This is a genomic window from Brachybacterium sp. 107 (assembly GCF_052379725.1).
Classification (GTDB): domain Bacteria; phylum Actinomycetota; class Actinomycetes; order Actinomycetales; family Dermabacteraceae; genus Brachybacterium.
On record NZ_JBQSYW010000003.1, the window covers coordinates 123,518 to 141,933 of the forward strand.

At 71.9% G+C, this 18,416-nt stretch carries 15 protein-coding genes; 6 read left to right on the forward strand and 9 right to left on the reverse strand.

Features of this window, described 5'->3' with window-relative positions:
* The first annotated feature begins 81 nt into the window (after positions 1–81).
* The 4 genes from ACT3UL_RS05410 to ACT3UL_RS05425 all read left to right on the forward strand — a co-directional run bounded on the left by ACT3UL_RS05410 (position 82) and on the right by ACT3UL_RS05425 (position 5,577).
* Positions 82–1,587, forward strand: coding sequence for an MFS transporter (locus ACT3UL_RS05410; protein ID WP_444577120.1), 1,506 nt, complete (start codon positions 82–84; stop codon positions 1,585–1,587).
* Positions 1,588–1,766: 179 nt separating this feature from the next.
* On the forward strand, positions 1,767–2,768 hold the full coding sequence (locus ACT3UL_RS05415; RefSeq protein WP_443351627.1) for a LacI family DNA-binding transcriptional regulator: 1,002 nt from the start codon (positions 1,767–1,769) through the stop codon (positions 2,766–2,768).
* Between the two features lie 98 nt (positions 2,769–2,866).
* A complete protein-coding gene (gene uxaC / locus ACT3UL_RS05420) occupies positions 2,867–4,306 on the forward strand; it encodes a glucuronate isomerase (RefSeq protein ID WP_444577121.1) in 1,440 nt (479 codons plus the stop codon).
* Positions 4,306–5,577: a mannitol dehydrogenase family protein gene (locus ACT3UL_RS05425; protein ID WP_444577122.1), complete on the forward strand. Its 1,272-nt coding sequence runs from the start codon at positions 4,306–4,308 to the stop codon at positions 5,575–5,577. Before uxaC ends, ACT3UL_RS05425 begins: the two co-directional genes overlap by 1 nt.
* Before the next feature lie 274 nt (positions 5,578–5,851).
* On the opposite strand, the gene ACT3UL_RS05430 is transcribed toward ACT3UL_RS05425, so the two are convergent.
* Both ACT3UL_RS05430 and ACT3UL_RS05435 read right to left on the reverse strand, forming a co-directional pair.
* Complete coding sequence (locus ACT3UL_RS05430; protein ID WP_444577123.1) at positions 5,852–6,757, reverse strand: DUF559 domain-containing protein; 906 nt, start codon at positions 6,755–6,757, stop codon at positions 5,852–5,854.
* A 581-nt stretch (positions 6,758–7,338) separates the two neighbouring features.
* Positions 7,339–7,548, reverse strand: a complete 210-nt coding sequence (locus ACT3UL_RS05435; protein WP_444577124.1) for a hypothetical protein — start codon at positions 7,546–7,548, stop codon at positions 7,339–7,341.
* Between the two features lie 200 nt (positions 7,549–7,748).
* Here ACT3UL_RS05435 and ACT3UL_RS05440 point away from each other — a divergent pair, with 200 nt between their 5' ends.
* Complete coding sequence (locus ACT3UL_RS05440) at positions 7,749–8,477, forward strand: TMEM175 family protein (RefSeq protein ID WP_444577125.1); 729 nt, start codon at positions 7,749–7,751, stop codon at positions 8,475–8,477.
* Between the two features lie 196 nt (positions 8,478–8,673).
* Here the strand turns inward: ACT3UL_RS05440 and ACT3UL_RS05445 are convergent, their stop codons facing one another.
* The 3 genes from ACT3UL_RS05445 to ACT3UL_RS05455 are packed head-to-tail and all read right to left on the reverse strand — an operon-like array spanning position 8,674 to position 11,791.
* Entirely contained in the window at positions 8,674–9,360 is a 687-nt protein-coding gene (locus ACT3UL_RS05445) for a response regulator (RefSeq protein WP_444577126.1), read from the reverse strand.
* Positions 9,357–10,838 (reverse strand): sensor histidine kinase, encoded by a 1,482-nt coding sequence (locus tag ACT3UL_RS05450; RefSeq protein ID WP_444577127.1) that lies wholly within the window; start codon positions 10,836–10,838, stop codon positions 9,357–9,359. The genes ACT3UL_RS05445 and ACT3UL_RS05450 overlap by 4 nt, the downstream gene beginning before the upstream one ends.
* Positions 10,835–11,791 (reverse strand): CPBP family glutamic-type intramembrane protease, encoded by a 957-nt coding sequence (locus ACT3UL_RS05455; RefSeq protein WP_444577128.1) that lies wholly within the window; start codon positions 11,789–11,791, stop codon positions 10,835–10,837. The genes ACT3UL_RS05450 and ACT3UL_RS05455 overlap by 4 nt, the downstream gene beginning before the upstream one ends.
* A gap of 398 nt (positions 11,792–12,189) precedes the next feature.
* Between ACT3UL_RS05455 and ACT3UL_RS05460 the strand changes: the two genes are divergently transcribed.
* Positions 12,190–13,671, forward strand: coding sequence for an MFS transporter (locus tag ACT3UL_RS05460; protein WP_444577129.1), 1,482 nt, complete (start codon positions 12,190–12,192; stop codon positions 13,669–13,671).
* A 205-nt stretch (positions 13,672–13,876) separates the two neighbouring features.
* Here ACT3UL_RS05460 and ACT3UL_RS05465 read toward each other — a convergent pair whose 3' ends face one another.
* From ACT3UL_RS05465 to ACT3UL_RS05480, 4 genes are all read right to left on the reverse strand, one after another.
* Positions 13,877–15,364, reverse strand: a complete 1,488-nt coding sequence (locus ACT3UL_RS05465) for a gluconokinase (protein ID WP_444577130.1) — start codon at positions 15,362–15,364, stop codon at positions 13,877–13,879.
* Between the two features lie 239 nt (positions 15,365–15,603).
* The gene (locus ACT3UL_RS05470) at positions 15,604–16,860 is read right to left on the reverse strand and encodes a Dyp-type peroxidase (protein WP_444577131.1); all 1,257 of its coding nucleotides are present in this window, start codon (positions 16,858–16,860) and stop codon (positions 15,604–15,606) included.
* A complete protein-coding gene (locus ACT3UL_RS05475) occupies positions 16,857–17,525 on the reverse strand; it encodes a copper chaperone PCu(A)C (protein ID WP_444577132.1) in 669 nt (222 codons plus the stop codon). Before ACT3UL_RS05475 ends, ACT3UL_RS05470 begins: the two co-directional genes overlap by 4 nt.
* 183 nt (positions 17,526–17,708) lie before the next feature.
* The gene (locus tag ACT3UL_RS05480; protein WP_444577133.1) at positions 17,709–18,398 is read right to left on the reverse strand and encodes a hypothetical protein; all 690 of its coding nucleotides are present in this window, start codon (positions 18,396–18,398) and stop codon (positions 17,709–17,711) included.
* Between the last annotated feature and the right edge of the window lie 18 nt (positions 18,399–18,416).

The following is an 18,416-nucleotide window of genomic DNA, read 5'->3' on the forward strand; positions in this document are numbered from 1 at the left end:
GACGGCCGGTGCTCGACCAGCCGGCGCTCGATAGGCTCAACGCCGATGACGGGCCGAGACGCGGCCCCACCGAGGAGCCCCGTGCCGCACAGACCCCGCACCCGCGCCGCTGATCCCGCAGCGGTCGACGGCGACGTCGTCGGCGACGCCGCCCGGTCGGCGCAAGGTGACATCGCCGGGGCTGCGCCAGGTGACCTCGCCGGGGCTGCGCCAGGTGACCTCGCGATCACCCCTGGGGCCGACGGCGGTCCGCAGCGCGCCGCGATCCGGGACCGCGCCGCGATCCAGCGCCGCACCCTGCACACCCTGATCCTCATGCAGGTCATCGGCACCATCGGGGTCGGAGTCGCCCCGTCCATCGGGGTGCTCCTGGCCGGCGAGGTCACCCAGAACGAGGCCTGGGCAGGCCTGGCCCGCACGGCCAGCACCCTCGGTGCCGCCCTCCTCGGCCTCCCGCTGGGGAATCTGGCCGCCCGGTACGGACGACGGATCGCCCTGGCCACCGGCTGGTGGACCGCCGCCGCCGGTGGCGCCCTGCTCGTGGTCGCCGCCCAGGCGAGCCTGGTCGTCCCGCTGTTCGTGGGTCTGCTGCTGATCGGCGCCGGCAGCGCGGTGAGCCTGCAGGCGCGCTTCGCCGCCACCGACCTCGCCGCCCCCGCCCAGCGTGCCCGCGCCCTGTCGATGGTGGTGTGGGTCGGGATGCTGGGCTCCGTCCTCGGCCCGAACCTCGGCATCCCCGGGCAGTGGATCGGGGACCGCATCGGGCTGAACGTCTACGCCGCGTCCTTCCTGATCGCCGCGGTGGCGCTGGCAGCAGCCGGCCTCGTCGTGGTGGTGCGCCTGCGACCGGACCCTCTGCTCCTGCTCGAGGCCGACGCCCCGGACCCGCAGGCCGTCGCCATGGCGCGCGGCGTCGGCCCCCGCACCGGTCGCCCGGGCACCGGTCGTTCCCGCGCTGACCGCCCCCGCGCAGGTCGCCCCCGCGCCGGCCGCACCCGCCTCATGCTCGCCGAGCTGCGCACCAACGCCCCCGCCCGCTTCGCCGTGGTGGCGCTGCTGACCGCGCAGATCGTCATGGTCTCGGTGATGACCATGACCCCGGTGCACCTGGCCGGGCACGGCGACTCGATCGCGGTGATCGGCCTGACCATCAGCCTCCACGTGGTGGGCATGTTCGCCCTCGCCCCGCTGGTGGGCCTCCTCGCCGACCGGCGCGGCGTGCGCTTCACGATCGTGGTGGGGATCCTCGTGCTGCTGGTCTCGCTGCTGATCGGGATCCTGCGGCCCGACGCGACGGGGTGGGTGATCGCCTCCCTGATCCTGCTGGGCCTGGGCTGGTCGTTCGTGAACGTCTCCGCCTCCGCCCTGTTCAGCACCGTCGTCCCGCCGACGGTGCGGGCCTCCGCCCAGGGCGGCGTCGATGCCCTCGCGAACCTCTGCGGGGCGACCGCAGCCTTCCTGGCCGGTCCGCTGCTGGTCGCGACCAGCTTCGCAACGCTGTCCGCGCTGGCGATCGTGGTGCTCATCCCGCTGACCGTGATGGTCGTGGGCCCCGCCCGGCTGCGCGGCGCAGCGCCCGTGGGCTGATACCGCTCCCTCGCCGCGGCGCGTCCAGGACCGGCAGGGTTGCCGCCGGTTGCCCCACGCCCCGGGGTAGGATCGTCCCTCAGAGAGGGGGCGCGGACGACCCTGCCGGCGCATGACCGGCACGGAGGGGGCGCCCCATCGACAGGCAGCGCCGAGCAGGCGGGGACGGAGCCGGCCAGGTGGCAGACAAGCGTGTGACCATCTACGACGTCGCGAAGACGGCAGGGGTCGCCCCGTCGACCGTGTCCCGCGCCTTCTCCCGGCCCGGCCGCGTCAGCGCCTCCACCCACGCGAAGGTGATGGCCGCCGCCAAGGAGCTCGACTACCGCACCGCCGCCCCGGACTCCCAGGAGCGCGGGCAGCGCCACCATCGTCTGGGCATCGAGATCGCCGACCTCACCAACCCCTACTTCGCCGAGCTGGTCTCCGGCATGCAGGAATCCGCCCATGAGCAGGACTTCCTGCTCCTCCTGCTCGACACCGTCGAGGACGAGGTGCGCGAACGCTCCAGCCTCGAGAGCGCGATCAGCGTGGTCGACGGCCTCGTGCTGTCCGGGACGCGGCTGTCGGACGCGACCCTGAACCACCTCACCAAGCGCATCCCGCTGGTGGTCCTGAACCGCCGCGTCGCCGGCCTGGACTCCGTGACCCCCGACTACGAGCACGGGATGCAGCAGGCCATGGCGCACCTCGCCGAGAACGGCATCCACACCGTCACCTACGTCGCGGGCCCCGTGAACTCGTGGTCCGACGGCGAACGGTGGCGCGCCGCCCGCTCGGCGGCCCGCACCCACGGCCTCGCCGTCCAGCGCCACGGCCCCTTCGCCCCCACCACCGCCGGCGGCGAGCAGGCCTTCGAGGAGCTGCGCGACTCCCTGCCCCACGCCGTGATCTGCTACAACGACCTGGTCGCCTTCGGCTTCCTGGTCTCCGCCCTGCGCGCCGGCGTGCGGGTGCCCTCCGAGCTGTCCGTCATGGGGCACGACGACATCCCCCTGTCGCGGTTCATCGGCGGCGGCCTCACCACCGTGGTCACCCCGAAGCGCGCCCAGGGCCGCGCCGCCGTCGAACGGCTCGTGCGCCGCATCGAGAACCCGTCGGCCCATCGCACCCCGGTCGAGGGTTCGCTCCCGGTGCGCCTCGTGCCGCGTGGCACGACCGGCCCACGTGAGAAGCGCTGAGGCTGTGACCTGCCGATTCGGCCCGTCGGCCGCTGTCAGGATCGGCAACCCGTGACAACCCGTCGGCGGCCCGCGCCCCGTCGCGCCATCATGAGGGCATGAGCAACGACGCCTTTGTGCCGCACCCCGATCGCCTGCTTCCCTCCGACCCCGCCGTGCGGGACATCGCGCGTGGGCTCTATACCGAGATGAAGGATCAGCCGATCGTCTCGCCGCATGGCCACGTCGATCCCCGCCTGCTGCTCGACGACGAGCCGTTCCGCGACCCGACCTCGCTGTTCATCACCCCTGATCACTACGTGAACCGGCTGCTGCACGCCCGCGGCGTGGACCTCGCGGACCTCGGCGTGGGCCGCGGCCCGCTGGACGAGAAGGACTCCCGGAAGGCGTGGCGCCTGCTCGCCGAGCACTGGCACGCCTACGCCGGCACCCCCTCGCGCTACTGGATGGAGCACGAGTTCTCCGAGGTCTTCGGCCTGAAGACCGTGCTGAACCCGCGCACCGCCGACGCGATGTACGACGAGCTCGTCGAGAAGCTCGCGCAGCCCGAGTTCCGGCCGCGTGCGCTCTTCGACCAGTTCAAGATCCAGGTCATGGCCACCACCGACGACCCGGTCGACGACCTCGCCCCCCACGCCGCGCTCGCCGCCGATGACGCCTTCACCGGTCGCGTGATCCCCACCTTCCGCCCGGACAAGTACCTCGAGGCCGGCCGCGCCGACTTCCCCGTGCTCACCGACGCGCTCGGCGAGGCCGCCGGGGTCGACGTCGACACCTACGAGGGCTACCACGAGGCGATGCGCGCCCGCCGTCTCTACTTCCGCGACCACGGCGCCGTCTCCTCGGACCACGCCCACATCGACCCGGGCACCGCGCGCCTGAGCGTCGAGGACGCCCGCCGCCTGTACTCCGCCGCCCGTGCGGGGACAATCCGTTCCGGGGAGGCCACCGCGCTGCGCCGTCATCTGCTCGCCGACCAGGCGCGCCTCGCGGCCGAGGACGGCCTCGTGATGACCATCCACCCCGCCGTGTACCGCAACCACAGCTCGGCGATGTTCAAGAAGTTCGGCCCCGACGTCGGCTTCGACATCCCCGTCGCCGTCGACTTCGTGCACCACATCGCGCCGATGCTCAACGACGTGGGCCACGACCCGAACTTCCGCACCGTGCTGTTCACGATCGACGAGACCGTGTTCTCGCGCGAGATCGCCCCGCTGGCCGGCGTGTACCCCTCCGTGTTCGCCGGTGCACCCTGGTGGTTCATCGATGCGCCCGACGCGATCCTGCGCTACCGCCGCGCCGTCTCCGAGACCATCGGCTACAGCCGGACGAGCGGTTTCATCGACGACACCCGGGCGTTCTGCTCGATCCCGGCCCGTCACGACATGTCCCGCCGTATGGACGCCACCCACCTGGCGGGCCTGGTCGCCGAGCACCGCATGCGTCTCGAGGACGCCCAGGAGCTCGCCGCCATCCTGCCCGATCAGCAGCCGCGTGAGGTCTTCCGCCTCGGCGCCGCGCACGAGGAGAACAACTGATGACCACCCCCAGCCCGTCCGACGAGGGCCGCCTCGTCCACCTCGGCATCGGCAACTTCGCCCGCGCCCACACCCTGGTCGACACCCAGCGCGCCGGCGGCTGGTCCGTCAGCGCCTTCACCGGCCGCACCGCGGCGATGGCCGACGCCCTGAACGCCCAGAAGGGTCAGTACGGCCTGATCGTGCGCGGCGCCGAGGACGATGAGGTCAGCATCATCGACGTCATCGACGAGGTCTACCCGGCCGACGACGTCGACGCCCTGGTGCGCCTGGTCGCCGACCCCTTCACCGCCGTGGTCACCCTGACCATCACCGAGAAGGGCTACAGCGCCGGCAACGACCCCGCGACCTCGGCCCCCGCCCGCCTGGCGCTGGGCCTGAAGGCCCGCCGCGAGGCCGGGGTCACCGAGCCCATCGCCCTGGTCTCCTGCGACAACCTCACCGGCAACGGCGACGTGCTGCGCGAGGCCGTGCTCGCCGCGGCCGACGAGGACACCCGCGCCTGGTTCCCGGACCACGTCGACGTCATCTCCACCATGGTCGACCGGATCACCCCGTCGGCCGACGAGGGCGCCGCCGCGCTCGTGCAGGAGCGCACCGGCCTGGCCGACACCGTCCCCGTCGTCACCGAGCCCTTCACCGAGTGGGTCGTCGAGGACCGCTTCCGCGGCCGTCGCCCCGCCTGGGAGAAGGCCGGCGTGCAGTTCACCGACGACATCGAGCTGCACGAGCTGCGCAAGCTGCGCCTGCTCAACGGCGCCCACACCCTCATGGCCTACGCCGGGCAGGTCGCCGGCGTGGAGCGTGTGGACGAGGCCATCGGCCACCGCGAGGTGCGCGCCCTGGTCGAGCAGCTGTGGAGCGAGGCCCGCGCCACGCTGGACCTCCCCGCCGCCGACCTCGACGCCTACACCGCCGCCCTCGAGGAGCGCTTCCGCAACCCGCGCCTCGCGGACAACCTCATCCGCATCGCGGCCGACGGCACCGCCAAGCTCCCCGTGCGCGCCCTGCCCGTGATCGCCGAACTCGGCGGCCCGGACAAGGCCCCCGGCGAGGTCGCGGCCGTCGCCGCCTGGACCGCCTGGGTCACCGACCGCGTGCGCGCCGGCGAGGACGTCAAGGACCCGAAGGCCCACGGGATCGCGACCGCTGCGGCGATCGAGGATCCGACCGAGCGGGTCACGGCTCTGCTCGCCCTGCTCGACGTGCCCGCCGGTGACCCCCTGGTCGCCGCCGTCGCCGCCGAGGAGCGCCGCCTGCCCCGCCCCTGACGCTGGCGTGCCCTGGGCCTAGACCTGGATCCGGGCCTGGACCTGGACCTGGGCCTGGATCCGGGCCTGGACCCGGACCTGGGCACCTCCGCGGGGCTACTTCATAGTTATGTGCACGTCTCATCCAATATTGGAAAGGGCGTGCACATAACTGTTTGGTAGGAGTCTCGGCTTGGTGCTTGGTGCTTGGTGCTTGGTGCTTGGTGCTTGGTGCTTGGTGCTTGGTGCTTGGGGACCGAGGACCGGGGGCCGGGTGGAGCGGAGCCGGCTCGGTTCAGGCTCGGGGAGCTCCGTGGTGGGCGACGCGGCCGATGAACATCTCGGACTCCTCCAGGTCATCGTCCGACGCGCGGACCACGTTCCATGCTAGCTCGTGCAGCACGTCGTCCTTCCGTCGGTCCTGGCGGTGGCGCTTCTTGTCGGTGCTGTGCCAGAACCCGTCGTACTCGATCGCGAGCTTCTGCTCGGGGTAGGACAGGTCCAGGCGGAAGGTCTCCCCGGTTCCCGGGGCGCGGATGGTCAGGTTCACCACGGGTTCGGCGAAGCCGGCGTCCCGGAGCAACAGCCTCGTCTCGGTCTCCTTGGGCGATTCGACCCGCTCCCGCGCGTCCTCCACAGCAGCACGCACGGCGCTGATCCGGTACCTCGCAGGCGCGTCCTTCGCCATCACCCGGAGCTCCGTCAGTGAGAGGTGCGGCCGCACGCGGGAGTTCGGGCCGACGAGGTGGTCGCAGCAGGCGACGAGCCGCGTGGGGTCGAGCAGCCCGGCGAGTTCGCAGAGCAGGGGTACCGGGGCGCTCAGCCGCACGCCCCGGACGCGCAGGGTCGCGTGATCCTCGGGAGAGGTGTGCATGATCGCGCCATGCCCGGAGCGGCGTCGGCGGCTGCCCGGGACGGAGCAGTGCACGGTCCGAGACGTCGCGTACTCCAGGTTGCGTGGAAGGGGCAGCCCCAGAATCTCCGCCGCCGAGGCGTAGCTGATCACCGCGCCCGGGACCGCCTTCTGCTGGAGGACGCGCGCAGCGAGCTCGAGAGTCGCCGGGGCGTCCGACGGGGTGAAGAAGCCGGGAACCGCTTCGTGAAACTCTCCCGACGTGAGCCGTCGTGGATGGACGCCCCACTCCAGAAGCTCGGCACGACGATGCAGGCTGTGGGGGTTCGGTGACCAACGGGGCGTCATGGCCGTGGAGGCTAGGGCTCTTCGGGAGCGTCGTGGGCACCGGACATGGCTTGTGTGGATGAGATGGCCCTGGGGAGGAACGAGGAGGTGAGCGGTGGTCAGCGCTCTCTCGGTCAGCGCTCTCGGTCAGCTCTTTCTCGGTCTGCTCTTTCTCGGTCAGCTCTCTCTCGGTCAGATCTCTCCCGCGTGCGAAGAGCGGGTCGACGGTGGCAGCCGTGGAGCCGGCGGCCTCCGGTGGAACGGCGGTGCCCGCAGTCCGGCTCCCTGGCCCAGCTCCCAGTCCTCGCCCCCGTTCCCAGCACCCGTTCCCACTCGCTGTCCCCTGTCCCTGTCCCTGTCCCTGTTCCCAGTCCCGGCTCTCTGGCTCCCGTTCCCACTCGCAATCCTCTTGCTACTACAGGGTTATGAGCACGCCAGTTCCAAAAGTGGAAGAGACGTGCTCATAACCCTGTAGTAATCGGGACGGCGGGTGCGGGGATGCTGAGCTTGGGTGCCAGTGCCAGTGCCAGTGCCAGTGCCAGTGCCAGTGCCAGTGCCAGTGCCAGTGCCAGTGCCAGTGCCAGTGCCGGTGCCGGTGCCGGTCAGGACCCGGGCTGATTGTTGCGGGGAGTGGGCTTGCCCTGACCGATCGCGATGAAGGCCGCGCCGATGGCGATGAAGGCGGCGCCAGTGCCGACGTTCCCGGTGACCATGAAGACGACTGCGGCGATCATGAAGACGATCGCGGTGAACGTCATCAGGGTCGAGGAGGAGGTCTGCTTCGTGGGGGTGAGGGTTCGTGAGGTGTTCATGGCTCCAGAGTGCTCCGGCTGAGCACGACGGGAATCCACCCGTGGCATGGTGCGCCCCCGACCAATGTCGCGAGCAGACCGACCGATGGTCTGGGTCCTCGCAGGAACCTCGGTGAATGTGCTCGCGTCGGCACCGTGGGCGCGGCAGAATGGCGCAGCGCCGCTCGCCTGTGCGACGCGACGCCGTGAGGAGAGCATCGATGTCGCAGCACCAGGATCAGCACACGCAGCAGCTTGAGGAACAGCGCAACGACCAGCCGTCCGGAGACCGAGCGGCCACGCACCGCGCGGAGGTGCCTTCGTCGGAGTCACCGGGAGCTCGCACCTGGTTCTCGGCAGAGCGGGCGAAGGCCTTCGTCGATGCCGTGGTCACGATCGCGATGACTCTGCTGATCCTGCCGCTCATGGAGTCCGTGGGCGAGGCGGCCTCGGAATCGCTGACCGCCGCGGACTGGCTCGCCGACCACGGCGGCCAGATGGTGAGCTTCGCGCTCAGCTTCTGGATCATCGCGATGTTCTGGATCCGCCACCATCAGCTCTTCGCCGACGTCGAGCGGGTCACCGCGCGCCTGCTGTGGATCACGGTGGCCTGGATGCTCACGATCGTCTGGATGCCGGTCGCCACGGCGATGTCCGGGCAGATGGAGGGGGAGCCCGTGGTGCAGTCGCTGTACATCGGCACCATGGTGGCGGCGACCGTGGGCACCCTGATCACCCGCGCCTACCTGCACCGGCATCCGGAGCTGCACGAGATCCCACCGGACACGCTGCGTCGCGGGACCCTCGTGGATCTGGCGATGGCCCGGCTGTTCGCGCTCGCCCTGGTCGTGGCGATCCTGGTGCCGGCGATCGGGTACTTCGCCCTGTTCCTGCTGTGCCTCGTGGGGCCCGTCGTGCGGCTCCTCCGACGCACGCCCCTGGGCCGCTGAGTCGCAGACCCGCAGACCCGCTGAGCCGCTGAGCCGCTGAGCCGCTGAGCCGCTGGGCCGATCGTGGCGGCCGCCGGTGCCGTCCCGTCCATCCTGCCGACACGGTCTGGTAGGTCGGATAGCTGAGGGCTATCCGACGCGTCGGACCGCATCACCGGGCGCTGTGCCATCTCTCCCCTCAGCCCGCTCAGCCCGCTCAGCCCGCCCTGCCACCCGAACCGGGGGTCTCGGGTACCGCGACGATGCGGTTCTGGTAGGCCCACACCACGGCCTGCAGGCGCGAACGCACCCCGAGCTTGGGCAGCATCCGCGCCACATGGGACTTCACGGTGGTGATCTCGACGGTCAGCTCATGGGCGATCTCCTCGTTGGACATGCCCTGAGCGAGCAGCCCGAGAATCTCCAGCTCGCGGGTGGTGAGCAGACCGTCGGCTCCCTGGACGGTGACGGGCTGGAGGCTGCGGCGCTGCACGAACTCGGCGAGGATGCGCCGGGTGAGGGCCTGGTCCAGCGTGCCTTGACCAGCGGCTACCTGGTGCACGGCGCGCACGATCACCTCGGGGTCGGCGTCCTTGAGGAGGAACCCCGCGGCGCCCGCCTCCAGCGCCCCGAACACGTAGTCGTCCAGGTCGAAGGTGGTCAGGATGAGCACCGGGATCGGGGGATCCAGCGCTGTGAGCTCCCGGGTGGCCTCGATGCCGTCGAGGACCGGCATGCGGATGTCCAGGCAGGCCACGTCGGGGCGCAGCTCGCGCGCGAGATCCACCGCCTCGCGACCGTCGGCCGCGGCGGCGACCACCTCGAGGTCAGGCTCGGTGCCGAGCAGGCCGGAAAGGCCGGCGCGCACCAGCGGCTGGTCATCGGCGAGCAGGAGTCGGATCATCGGATGGGTGCCCTCCCTGTCGGGACGGTCGATCGACCCGTGACGGTCGGTGGTCCCGGTGCGCTCGGTGGCCCCGGCGTGCTCGATGGTCCAGAGGCGGTCGAGGTGCCGACGCGGTCTCGAGGGATGCTCAGGCGCACCGACCAGCCGCCGTCGGCGGTGGGGCCGTGCTCCAGTCGCGCGCCGATCAGGTCGGCGCGCTCGCGCATCCCGGTCAGCCCGTACCCTCCGGCGTTCGCGGCCCCGGAGGGCGGGGCGCCGGTCGGAACCGGGCAGTTCGGAACGGTGCCACTCGTAACCGGGCCGGTCGAGACGGTTCCGCTCGCGCCGGACCCGTCCGGGCCGGGCCCGCTCGAGCCGTGGTCCCGGACGGTGATCACGAGCTCGGCCGGATCAGCATCCTCGACGGTGACCAGGCACGACGCTCCGGGAGCGTGCATGGCGGCGTTGGTCAGGGACTCCTGGATCATCCGATAGGCGACGAGCTGGGACAGCGGGCCGACGCCGCCCCCGAGCTCGCGACCGTCGGCCGGGACGTGCTGCTCGAGCCGCACGGGCATGCCGGCGTCGGCGCGGGCCTCGACCAGCGCGGGGACCGTTGCCAGGGTCGTCACGGACCGCTCCGCCGGTTCTCCGCCGCGCAGCAGGCCCACCACCCGGCGGATGTCGTCGAGCACCGAGCGGGTCTGGCTGCGCACCTGACGCACCGACTCGTGCGCGGCCTGCGGATCCGTCTCGATCTGACGGTCTGCGGCCGCCGCAACGACCGCGATCCCCGAGAGGTGGTGGGCGGCGATGTCGTGCAGCTCGCGGGCCATCGCCGCGCGCTCCTCGGAGGCTGCGGCGCGCGTCAGCGCCTCGCGCTCGCGGCCCAGCGCATCCCGCTCCCGGCCCAGGGCCTCGCGCTCACGGTCGAGCGCCGCGGACTCCTTGCGCTGCGCCTCACGCGCCGCACGGATCGACGCCAGCGCCAGGGCCACCAGAGCCGTGATGCCTACGACGCCGATGCCCTGCACGAGCGCTTCGCCGAGGGCTCCGGGCATGGTGCTGAGTCCGCCGCGCAGGGCGTTCAGGAGCGTCCCGGCCGCGACCATGAGCGCAGCGAGCAGCAGTGCCGGACGCGCCTGTCGCCACGGACGCAGCGGTGCGGCCAGGAACACCGCCACCACGATCGGCAGGTGCGACAGGGTGTAGGCGACGCCCGGGGCCGGCACACTCAGCGCGAGCGCGAGGGCGGCGCTGACCAGCAGGATCGCTCGAGGCGCAGTGCGGATCCACAGCAGCGCCACGCACTGGAGGGTGACCGTCCCAGCCATCGCCCACCACAACGCCGACCCCGGAGGGCTCACGACCGCCGACGGACCGCTCTCGGCCGCCGCGACCGCGGGGAGGGCGACCAGCAGGGCGATGGCCACCACCCAGGTGACCAGGGCGGTCATGAAGGCGACCGCCCTGGGGGCACCGACGTCGGATGTCATGGGCGAGAGCCTAGTGCGGCGGCGCCGCGATCCCGCCCGACGGGGTTCAGCCCGGGGCTGGGATATCCGAGCCGCCCACGGGTGGCGAGCAGCAGCACGATCGCGGCGACCACGGCCGCGGCGGTCATCGACAGCAGGGAGGACTCCGCATCCAAGGTCGGGAACATCTCCACCGCGAGCACCGACGCGAAGGTGTTCACGCCCGTATGCATCAGCATCGACAGCGGCAACGACTTACCGGTGCGGTTGAAGACCCAGCTCATGACGATGTTGAAGGAGAAGCAGAAGAGGAGGAACTCCACCGGTCGGGTCCAGCTCGCATCCGGCCAGCCGCCCCACTCGGTGAGGAACAGCGGCAGGTGCCACAGACCCCACAGTGGTCCGAGCAGGACCGCCGAACGCAGCGGACCCATCGTGCGCTGCATGCGGGTCAGCGCGAAGTCGCGCCAGCCCGGCTCCTCCGCGAGACCGGTGGTGATCATCTGGAACAGCAGCACCGGAACATAGGCGAGGAGCACCATCGTGGACGGCGCGTGGATCTCGCCGCCGGAGAAGACGAGCCCGGCGATGAGCATCGCGGCCGGCACCGTGAGCAGGGTGATGGCATACCAGCGCCAGTTCACGTTCCAGCGCAGCAGGCGTCCGGCCCAGCGACGCATGCCGGCCCGGCCGTCGACGATCGCGGTGACCAGCAGGGCAGATCCGATCGGGCCGAGATACGCGCCGGGCAGCACGCCCAGCACCTGGCTGCTGCCCAGCACCGCCGGGAACTCGATGCCCCAGACGCCGAGTCCGTTCAACGACAGGATGTACGGAAGCCAAGCCAGCCAGCTCATGCCGTTGGCCAGGAGGAAGAACGCCAGCAGGGGGTGGCGCCGGATGGCGCCGAGCGGGCCGACGCCACCGCTGCGGACGGTGGGGATCGGGGCCGGGGGCCGGTCAGTGATGGTCACGGGAGTGCCTCTCGTCATGGTCGATGCCCGGGGATGAGCATGCCTCAACGCTAGATATCCGTGCAGGTCGCAGCCAGATCACGAAGGATGAACCCGGCAGGTTCCTCCGAAAGGATGCACGCGCCGGTCCCGGCGTCCCGCTGTCCTGCCGTCCGGGCCGCTGGCCTTCCCGTCGGCCGCACCACGCGTCCCGTCGGCCGCACCACCCGCGCCGACGACCGGTCGGTCAGATCTGCCCGGAGCCTCCAGGAACCGCTGGTGAGCTGTGTGTCTGCTCGGCTCGTCCCCGATCCGTCGGCCGAACGAACGGGATTCCTGGCCGGTCCTTCCCGGCAGGCATAGCCTCACCGCACAGGCGGCGGGACCACCCTGGTCCTGCCATCCACCAGGAGGCCCTGATGGCGCGCACCGAGCTGAAGACGGTCACGACCGACATCCCCGCCCGGCTGGATCGGTTGCCATGGTCGCGATGGCACCTGAAGATCCTCATCGGTCTGGGGACCGTATGGATTCTCGACGGCCTCGAGGTCACGATCGTCGGCAACGTGACCACCCGCCTGTCCGAACCCGGAAGCGGTATCGACATCACCGATGCGCAGGCCTCCGGCACCGCCGCCGCGATGTACGTGCTCGGTGCCTGCCTCGGTGCGCTCTTCTTCGGCTATCTCACCGACCGGCTGGGTCGCAAGAAGCTGTTCATGCTGACCCTCGTGCTGTACCTCGCTGCGACCGCGGGCACCGGCCTGGCCACTGACGCCTGGATGTTCTTCATCCTGCGCTTCCTCACCGGCGCCGGCATCGGCGGGGAATACGCCGCCATCAACTCCGCCGTCGACGAGCTGATCCCCGCCTCGCATCGCGGGCGCGTGGACATCATCATCAACGGCTCGTTCTGGCTCGGGGCGATCGGCGGGTCGATGCTCTCCATCGTCGCGCTGAACACCTCCCTCTTCCCGACCGACATCGGCTGGCGCCTGACCTTCGCCCTCGGGCTCGTGCTGGGGCTCGCGATCCTGCTCGTGCGGCGCACGGTCCCGGAGAGTCCCCGGTGGCTCGTGATCCACGGCAGAGAGGAGGAGGCCGAACGACTCGTCGCGGGCATCGAGGACGAGGTGCGCCGAGCCGCCGGCACGGAGCTCGCCGCGCCCAGCGGGTCGATGCGGATCCGTCAGCGTCACGCGATCGGGTTCGGCGAGATCGCCGGCACGATGTTCAAGACGTACCCCAAGCGCTCCACCCTCGGGTTCTCGTTGTTCATCGGGCAGGCATTCCTCTACAACTCGATCACCTTCGGGTTCGCCACGATCCTCTCGTCGTTCTACGACGTCCCCTCAGGCAGCACCGGCTACTACTACGCCGCCATCGCCGCCGGAAACTTCCTCGGGGCGGTGCTGCTGTCGCGTCTGTTCGACACCTGGGGCCGACGCCCGATGATCGCCGGCACCTACCTGCTCTCCGGGGCGCTGCTGCTGATCACCGCCTGGCTGTTCTACGCCGGGATGCTCACCGCCGTGACGCTCACGCTCTGCTGGGCGATAGCCCTGTTCTTCGCGTCCGCCGGCGCCAGCGCCGCCTACCTCACGGTGTCCGAGGTGTTCCCGATGGAGACGCGGGCCCTGGCCATCGCGTTCTTCTACGCGATCGGCACCGCGGCCGGCGGCATCAGCGGACCGCTGCTGTTCGCCAAGATGGTCGAGACCGGGGAACCTCGCGACACCGCGATCGCCTTCAGCATCGGCGCCGGCCTGATGATCGCCGCCGGCATCGTGGCGGTGTTCCTGGGCGTTGCGGCCGAAGGCAAGGGCCTAGAAGCCATCGCCCGACCCCTCACCCAGCAGGACGACGACGAACCGGCCGACGGGGAGCCCGCGACGACGTGATGCGTCGTGGGCCGTGGGCCGTGGGCCGTGGGCCGTGGGCCGTGGGCCGTGGACCGTGGACCGTGGACCCGTGTCGCGCGGCGTCGAACCCGCATGGTGTGTCGGTGAGGCAGCGCTCACCGACACACCACGCAGGCTCGACGCACCAGGCCCGGCCTGCCAGGAGGCGCGCCCCTCAGCCCCGGCCTGACAGGCGGCGCGCCCCTCAGGCGAGGTCGGCGAGCTTCTCGAAGCGCTCGAGGCGCTCGCGGTAGTACTCGGTGTGCGCGGCGACGGGCTCGACGCGGCGGAGCACCGGCACCTCGGCGACCGTCGTGTCGGGGGAGACCTGCTCGAGGGCCATCACGGCGGAGCCGCGCATGGTGGAGCGGGACACCGCGACGTGGTCGATGGGCGCTCCGAGCGCGTCGGAGAGCAGGTGCAGCCAGGCGGGGATCGCCTCGGTCATGCCACCGGAGAGCACGATCCGCTCGGGCTCGCCGCCGGCCTCGCGCATCTGGTCGGCGATGCGCAGGAACGACAGGGCCACGCCCTCCATCGCGCCGCGCAGCATGTCCTCGGCGGTGGTGGAGGCGCCCACATTCGCGAACAGGGCCCGCGAGGAGCCGCGCCACTTGGTGCCGCGCTCGCCCGAGAAGAACGGGACGACCAGCGGGGTTCCCGCTGTCGGCGCGGCGGAGAACAGGGACTTCGTGTCGGTCTCGCCGATCTCGAAGGGGATGTCGAGCTCGTTGCGCGCCCAGTCCAGCACGCGCCCGCAGTCGCTCATCGCGGAGCCGACGAGCGTGCGCTGCGCGTCGAAGCGGTAGGCCCACAGGCCGCTGGGGAGGGTGGGGATCTCGGTGTCCAGGAGCTGACGGATCGCGCCGGAGGTGGCGGTGGAGATCCCCCAGGTGCCGGCGCCGAGTGCGCCGATGCCGAGGTTCGCGGCGAGACCGTCGCCGTTCACCGGCAGCCAAACGGCGCTCTCGAGCTGGGGGATCTCGGTCGCGAGCGGCGTGCCGGTGATCGGCAGGGCGTCGGAGGGATCCAGCGCCTCGCCCATCATCGACAGGTCCACGCCCACGGCCTCGAGCAGCTCGGGGATGTACTCGCCGGTGCGGCGGTCGATCATGCCCGACCAGGCGGCCGACGCCGTGCCGAGCGCCGGGGTGCCCAGCAGCTTGAACGCGACGTACTCGCCGAGCGCCATGAAGCGCTTCGTGCGGGCGAACACTTCGGGGTGGGCCTCGCGCAGCCAGGTCAGGCGGGGCGCGGTGTACGAGGAGTGGAGGCGGGCCCCGGTGCGCTCGTGCAGGTCCTGGACGTCGAGCGTCGTGGCGAGGGCGTCGACCTGGGCGTGGCAGCGGGTGTCCGCGTAGGTGATGCACGGGGTGATCGCGTTGCCGGCGGAGTCGACCGCGACCAGCGAGGAGGCGAAGGTGTCGAAGCCGATGCCGCGCACCTCGCCGGGCAGGTCGCCGTCGAGCACCACGGCCAGCGCGTCGCGGATCTCCTGGACGACCTGGTCGGCGTCGATCGTGCTGGTGCCGTCGTCGGCGACGGTGAAGGAGTGCGCCTCCTTGTGGTGGCGCGTGCCGACCTCGCGTCCGCTGACGTCGTACACGGCGGCGCGGGTGCCGCCGGAGCCGATGTCGATCCCGACGACCAGGGGGCCCTGGGCGTCGTCGGCGGAAATGTTGAAGCGAGGCATGGCTGTCTCCTGCGGTTCGGATGGGTCGCCTGCGCTCCGTCGAGCACCGAGGCGTGAGCGCGCGGCGTCGGACCAGCATACGAGCAGGCCGACGGGGCGTCAGCGGTGCGCCACCGGTTGCCACCGTCCGCACCCGCCGCGCGCAGCAGCGACGCCAGTGCGCGCTGCGCTTCCGTGCGGGGAAGCCCAGCGCGCACTGGCGTCTGCGATCCGGCGGGGGACCGGCAGCCGGGGGTCGGCTACTCGAGCACGGACTGCCCCAGGTACTCGCCCTCGGTGCAGCCCGGCGGGATCGCGAACACGGCCGAGCCGATGGGAGTGGTCCACTCGTTGAGCAGGTCCAGCTGGGCCAGGCGCTGCTGGATCGGGAGGAACTGCCCGGCCAGGTCCGCCTGGAACGCGACGAACAGCTGCCCCGATTCCGAGATCGCCGTGGATCCCGCCGGCGGGGCCACGTCGTAGTTGTACGGCCGGCGGTAGATCTCCTGATGCTCGCCGTCGTCGACCCCGCGGGCACGACGCATGTGGGCGAACTCGGGGATCACGGCGAAGCCGTTCTCGGAGACCTTCTCGAAGTCGGCATGCGAGAACTCGGTGCCGCCGCTCAGCGGTGCCCCGTCGTCCAGCCGGGTGCCGGTGGACTGCTCGCGAGCGGAGCGATCGGCCTCGTCCCAGCGGTCCATGTCCATCCGGATCCGGCGGATCACCATCGAGGTGCCGCCGGCGAAGGGGCCTTCGCCGATCCACACCACCTTGGCGAAGTGCTCGCTGCCCAGCTGCGGGTTCGCGCTGCCGTCGACCTGCCCGAACAGGTTCCGCATCGTGGTGCCCGGGGCCTGGATGCCCGGGGAACGGCGGAACCCTCGCTGCACCCAGCGCACCCGGGTGAAGGAACGGGCGTCCTTGAGCAGCATCCGCGCCGCATGGGACACGGTCAGCGGATCCTCGGCGGCGATCTGCAGCAGCAGGTCACCGCCGGTGAACTGCTCCTCGAGCTCGTCGATCTCGAAGGCCGGCAGCGGGGCGAGCCAGCTGGGCACCTCCCTCTGAGCCCTCTCCAGCAGCCGCGGACCGAAGCCCACCGTGACGGTCAGCGAGGCAGGCTCGGCGGCCAGCTCCGGTTCGGTGTCGGCGAGGGCGGCGCGACCCTGGGTGAGGCGGGCGGCGTCGTCCGTCAGCAGGTGCAGCAGCCGCAGGATGCCCTCCCGGTCCACCTCGTCGTGCAGGTCGAGGGCGAGATAGGTCGCCGAGGCGGGCGCGGGGGTCTCCACCCCCGCCTGGTGGGCGCCGTGGAACGGCACGGTGACGCCACCCTGCGGAGCAGCTCCGGCCGACGCCTCCGATCCGGCCGACGCACTCCCCGTCGGATCAGTCCGCACGACTCGGTCCAGACCGATCGCGGCCGCGCCGACCCCGAGCACCCCGGCGCCGGCAGTGCCCGCGCGCAGGAGCTGCCGTCGGCCCGGGCGCGCGGGACCCCGCGGCGCGGAGGTCACTTGTGCCCCTCGTGCTCGCCGCCGCCGTCGGAGGCCATGCCCGACATGTCCTCGTCGTCCTCGCCGGGCGCGTAGTGCTCCTGGGCCCCGGTGAAGTCCTTGACGGTCGCGGTGAACGCCTGCTCGGTGCCCTCGGAGAACACCAGGGTCAGCTCGAGCGTGTCGCCGGGCTGCAGGGGCTCGGGCAGGTCCATGAGCATGATGTGGTCACCGCCGGGCTCGAGCACGAGGTCCTCGCCGGCGGGCAGGGGGAAGCCGCCCTCCTTCTCCTGCATGCTCATCCCTCCGGAGCCGTCGGAGGTGGTCTCGTGCAGCTGCACCATGTCGGTGGCGGGGGTGGTGACCGCGGTCAGCACGAGGTCGGCGTCCGTGCTGTTGGTGATGGTGCCGAAGGCGGCGGTCATGCCGTCGTCGGCGGCCTTCACCCAGGGGTCGGTGACTGAGATCGTGCCGGATCCCGGGCCGGCGGCGCCGTCCGTGGCGCCGCCCCCGTCCGAGGCGGCCTCGTCGGAGGCACCCGAGCCGTCGTCGGCCCCTGCACCGCAGGCGGCCAGGGGGAGCACGAGCAGGGAGACGAGGGCCGCACGACGGGGCAGTGCGGCAGAGCTGGCCGCAGCGCGGGCAGGGGTGCGGGTGGTACGGGTAGAGCGGGAAGCGTCAGACATGGAGGGGTCCTCTCGGAAGGGCGCCGGAGCGGCCGCGGGCTCGCCGGGCGTGGGCTCGCCGGGGCGAGGGCACGCCGGAGCGTGGGCGGGCTGGAGCGCGGGGAACCGACCCGGGCGATGGTGCCGGGGCCGGGTGATCGACCGAAGGGCCGTCGGAGCGGCGACGCGGGGCGTCGGCAGGGCTCAGGCGGCCAGGACCAGGGGCGGACCGCGCCGCAGCTGGGGGGAGAGGACGGCGCGCCGACGCGGGCGCACCGGGACGGCGACGGGGAGGACTCGCGCGGGGGCGGGCAGCACGAGGGCCGGGGCCGACGACGGCACCCGATGCCGGGTGAGGACGCGGAGCAGGCGGGCCACCAGGGTGAAGGACCCCATGACCATCGACTCGCCGCGATGCAGCACCAGGGCTGTGACCACCGCAGCGATCACGTGCCACAGGAGCATCCGCAGATCGCCGCCGCTGCCGTGCAGGGCGTGCTCGGCCGCGAGACCCACCCCCTGCGAGCTCTCGTGCGCGGCGTGCGGGAGATCCGCGGCGGCGGCCGAAGCCCCTGCATGATGGGCGCCGTGCCCGAGGTGCGACCCGGGAGGGTCGACCATCTGCACTGAGGGATCACCCGGGGTGCCGGCCATGAACAGTCCGTGGAAGAGGGCCTGGCTGGCCAGCACGGCGGTGAGCATCCGCGGCAGGGAGAACCGGGTGCCGGCCAGGACCGTGCAGGCCGCGACGGACAGCCACCAGGGGAGCGCGATGCCGAGCCATGACGGCATCGCGCCGCCGCCCACCAGGTGGCCGCCGAGCGCGACCAGGGTGGCCAGCGTCGCGGCGACGCCCCCGCGCAGCAGGCGCAGGGGAGATCGGCTGGAGGTCACGACCCCTATTCTGCCCTT

Excerpts from the sequence above, each read along its gene's own strand:
- uxaC (WP_444577121.1), top strand. The coding sequence starts at position 2,867 with ATGAGCAACGACGCCTTTGTGCCGCACCCCGATCGCCTGCTTCCCTCC.
- ACT3UL_RS05475 (WP_444577132.1), bottom strand. The coding sequence starts at position 17,525 with ATGTCTGACGCTTCCCGCTCTACCCGTACCACCCGCACCCCTGCCCGC.
- ACT3UL_RS05425 (WP_444577122.1), top strand. The coding sequence starts at position 4,306 with ATGACCACCCCCAGCCCGTCCGACGAGGGCCGCCTCGTCCACCTCGGC.
- ACT3UL_RS05460 (WP_444577129.1), top strand. The coding sequence starts at position 12,190 with ATGGCGCGCACCGAGCTGAAGACGGTCACGACCGACATCCCCGCCCGG.
- ACT3UL_RS05440 (WP_444577125.1), top strand. The coding sequence starts at position 7,749 with ATGTCGCAGCACCAGGATCAGCACACGCAGCAGCTTGAGGAACAGCGC.
- ACT3UL_RS05450 (WP_444577127.1), bottom strand. The coding sequence starts at position 10,838 with ATGACATCCGACGTCGGTGCCCCCAGGGCGGTCGCCTTCATGACCGCC.
- ACT3UL_RS05465 (WP_444577130.1), bottom strand. The coding sequence starts at position 15,364 with ATGCCTCGCTTCAACATTTCCGCCGACGACGCCCAGGGCCCCCTGGTC.
- ACT3UL_RS05435 (WP_444577124.1), bottom strand. The coding sequence starts at position 7,548 with ATGAACACCTCACGAACCCTCACCCCCACGAAGCAGACCTCCTCCTCG.
- ACT3UL_RS05430 (WP_444577123.1), bottom strand. The coding sequence starts at position 6,757 with ATGACGCCCCGTTGGTCACCGAACCCCCACAGCCTGCATCGTCGTGCC.
- ACT3UL_RS05445 (WP_444577126.1), bottom strand. The coding sequence starts at position 9,360 with ATGATCCGACTCCTGCTCGCCGATGACCAGCCGCTGGTGCGCGCCGGC.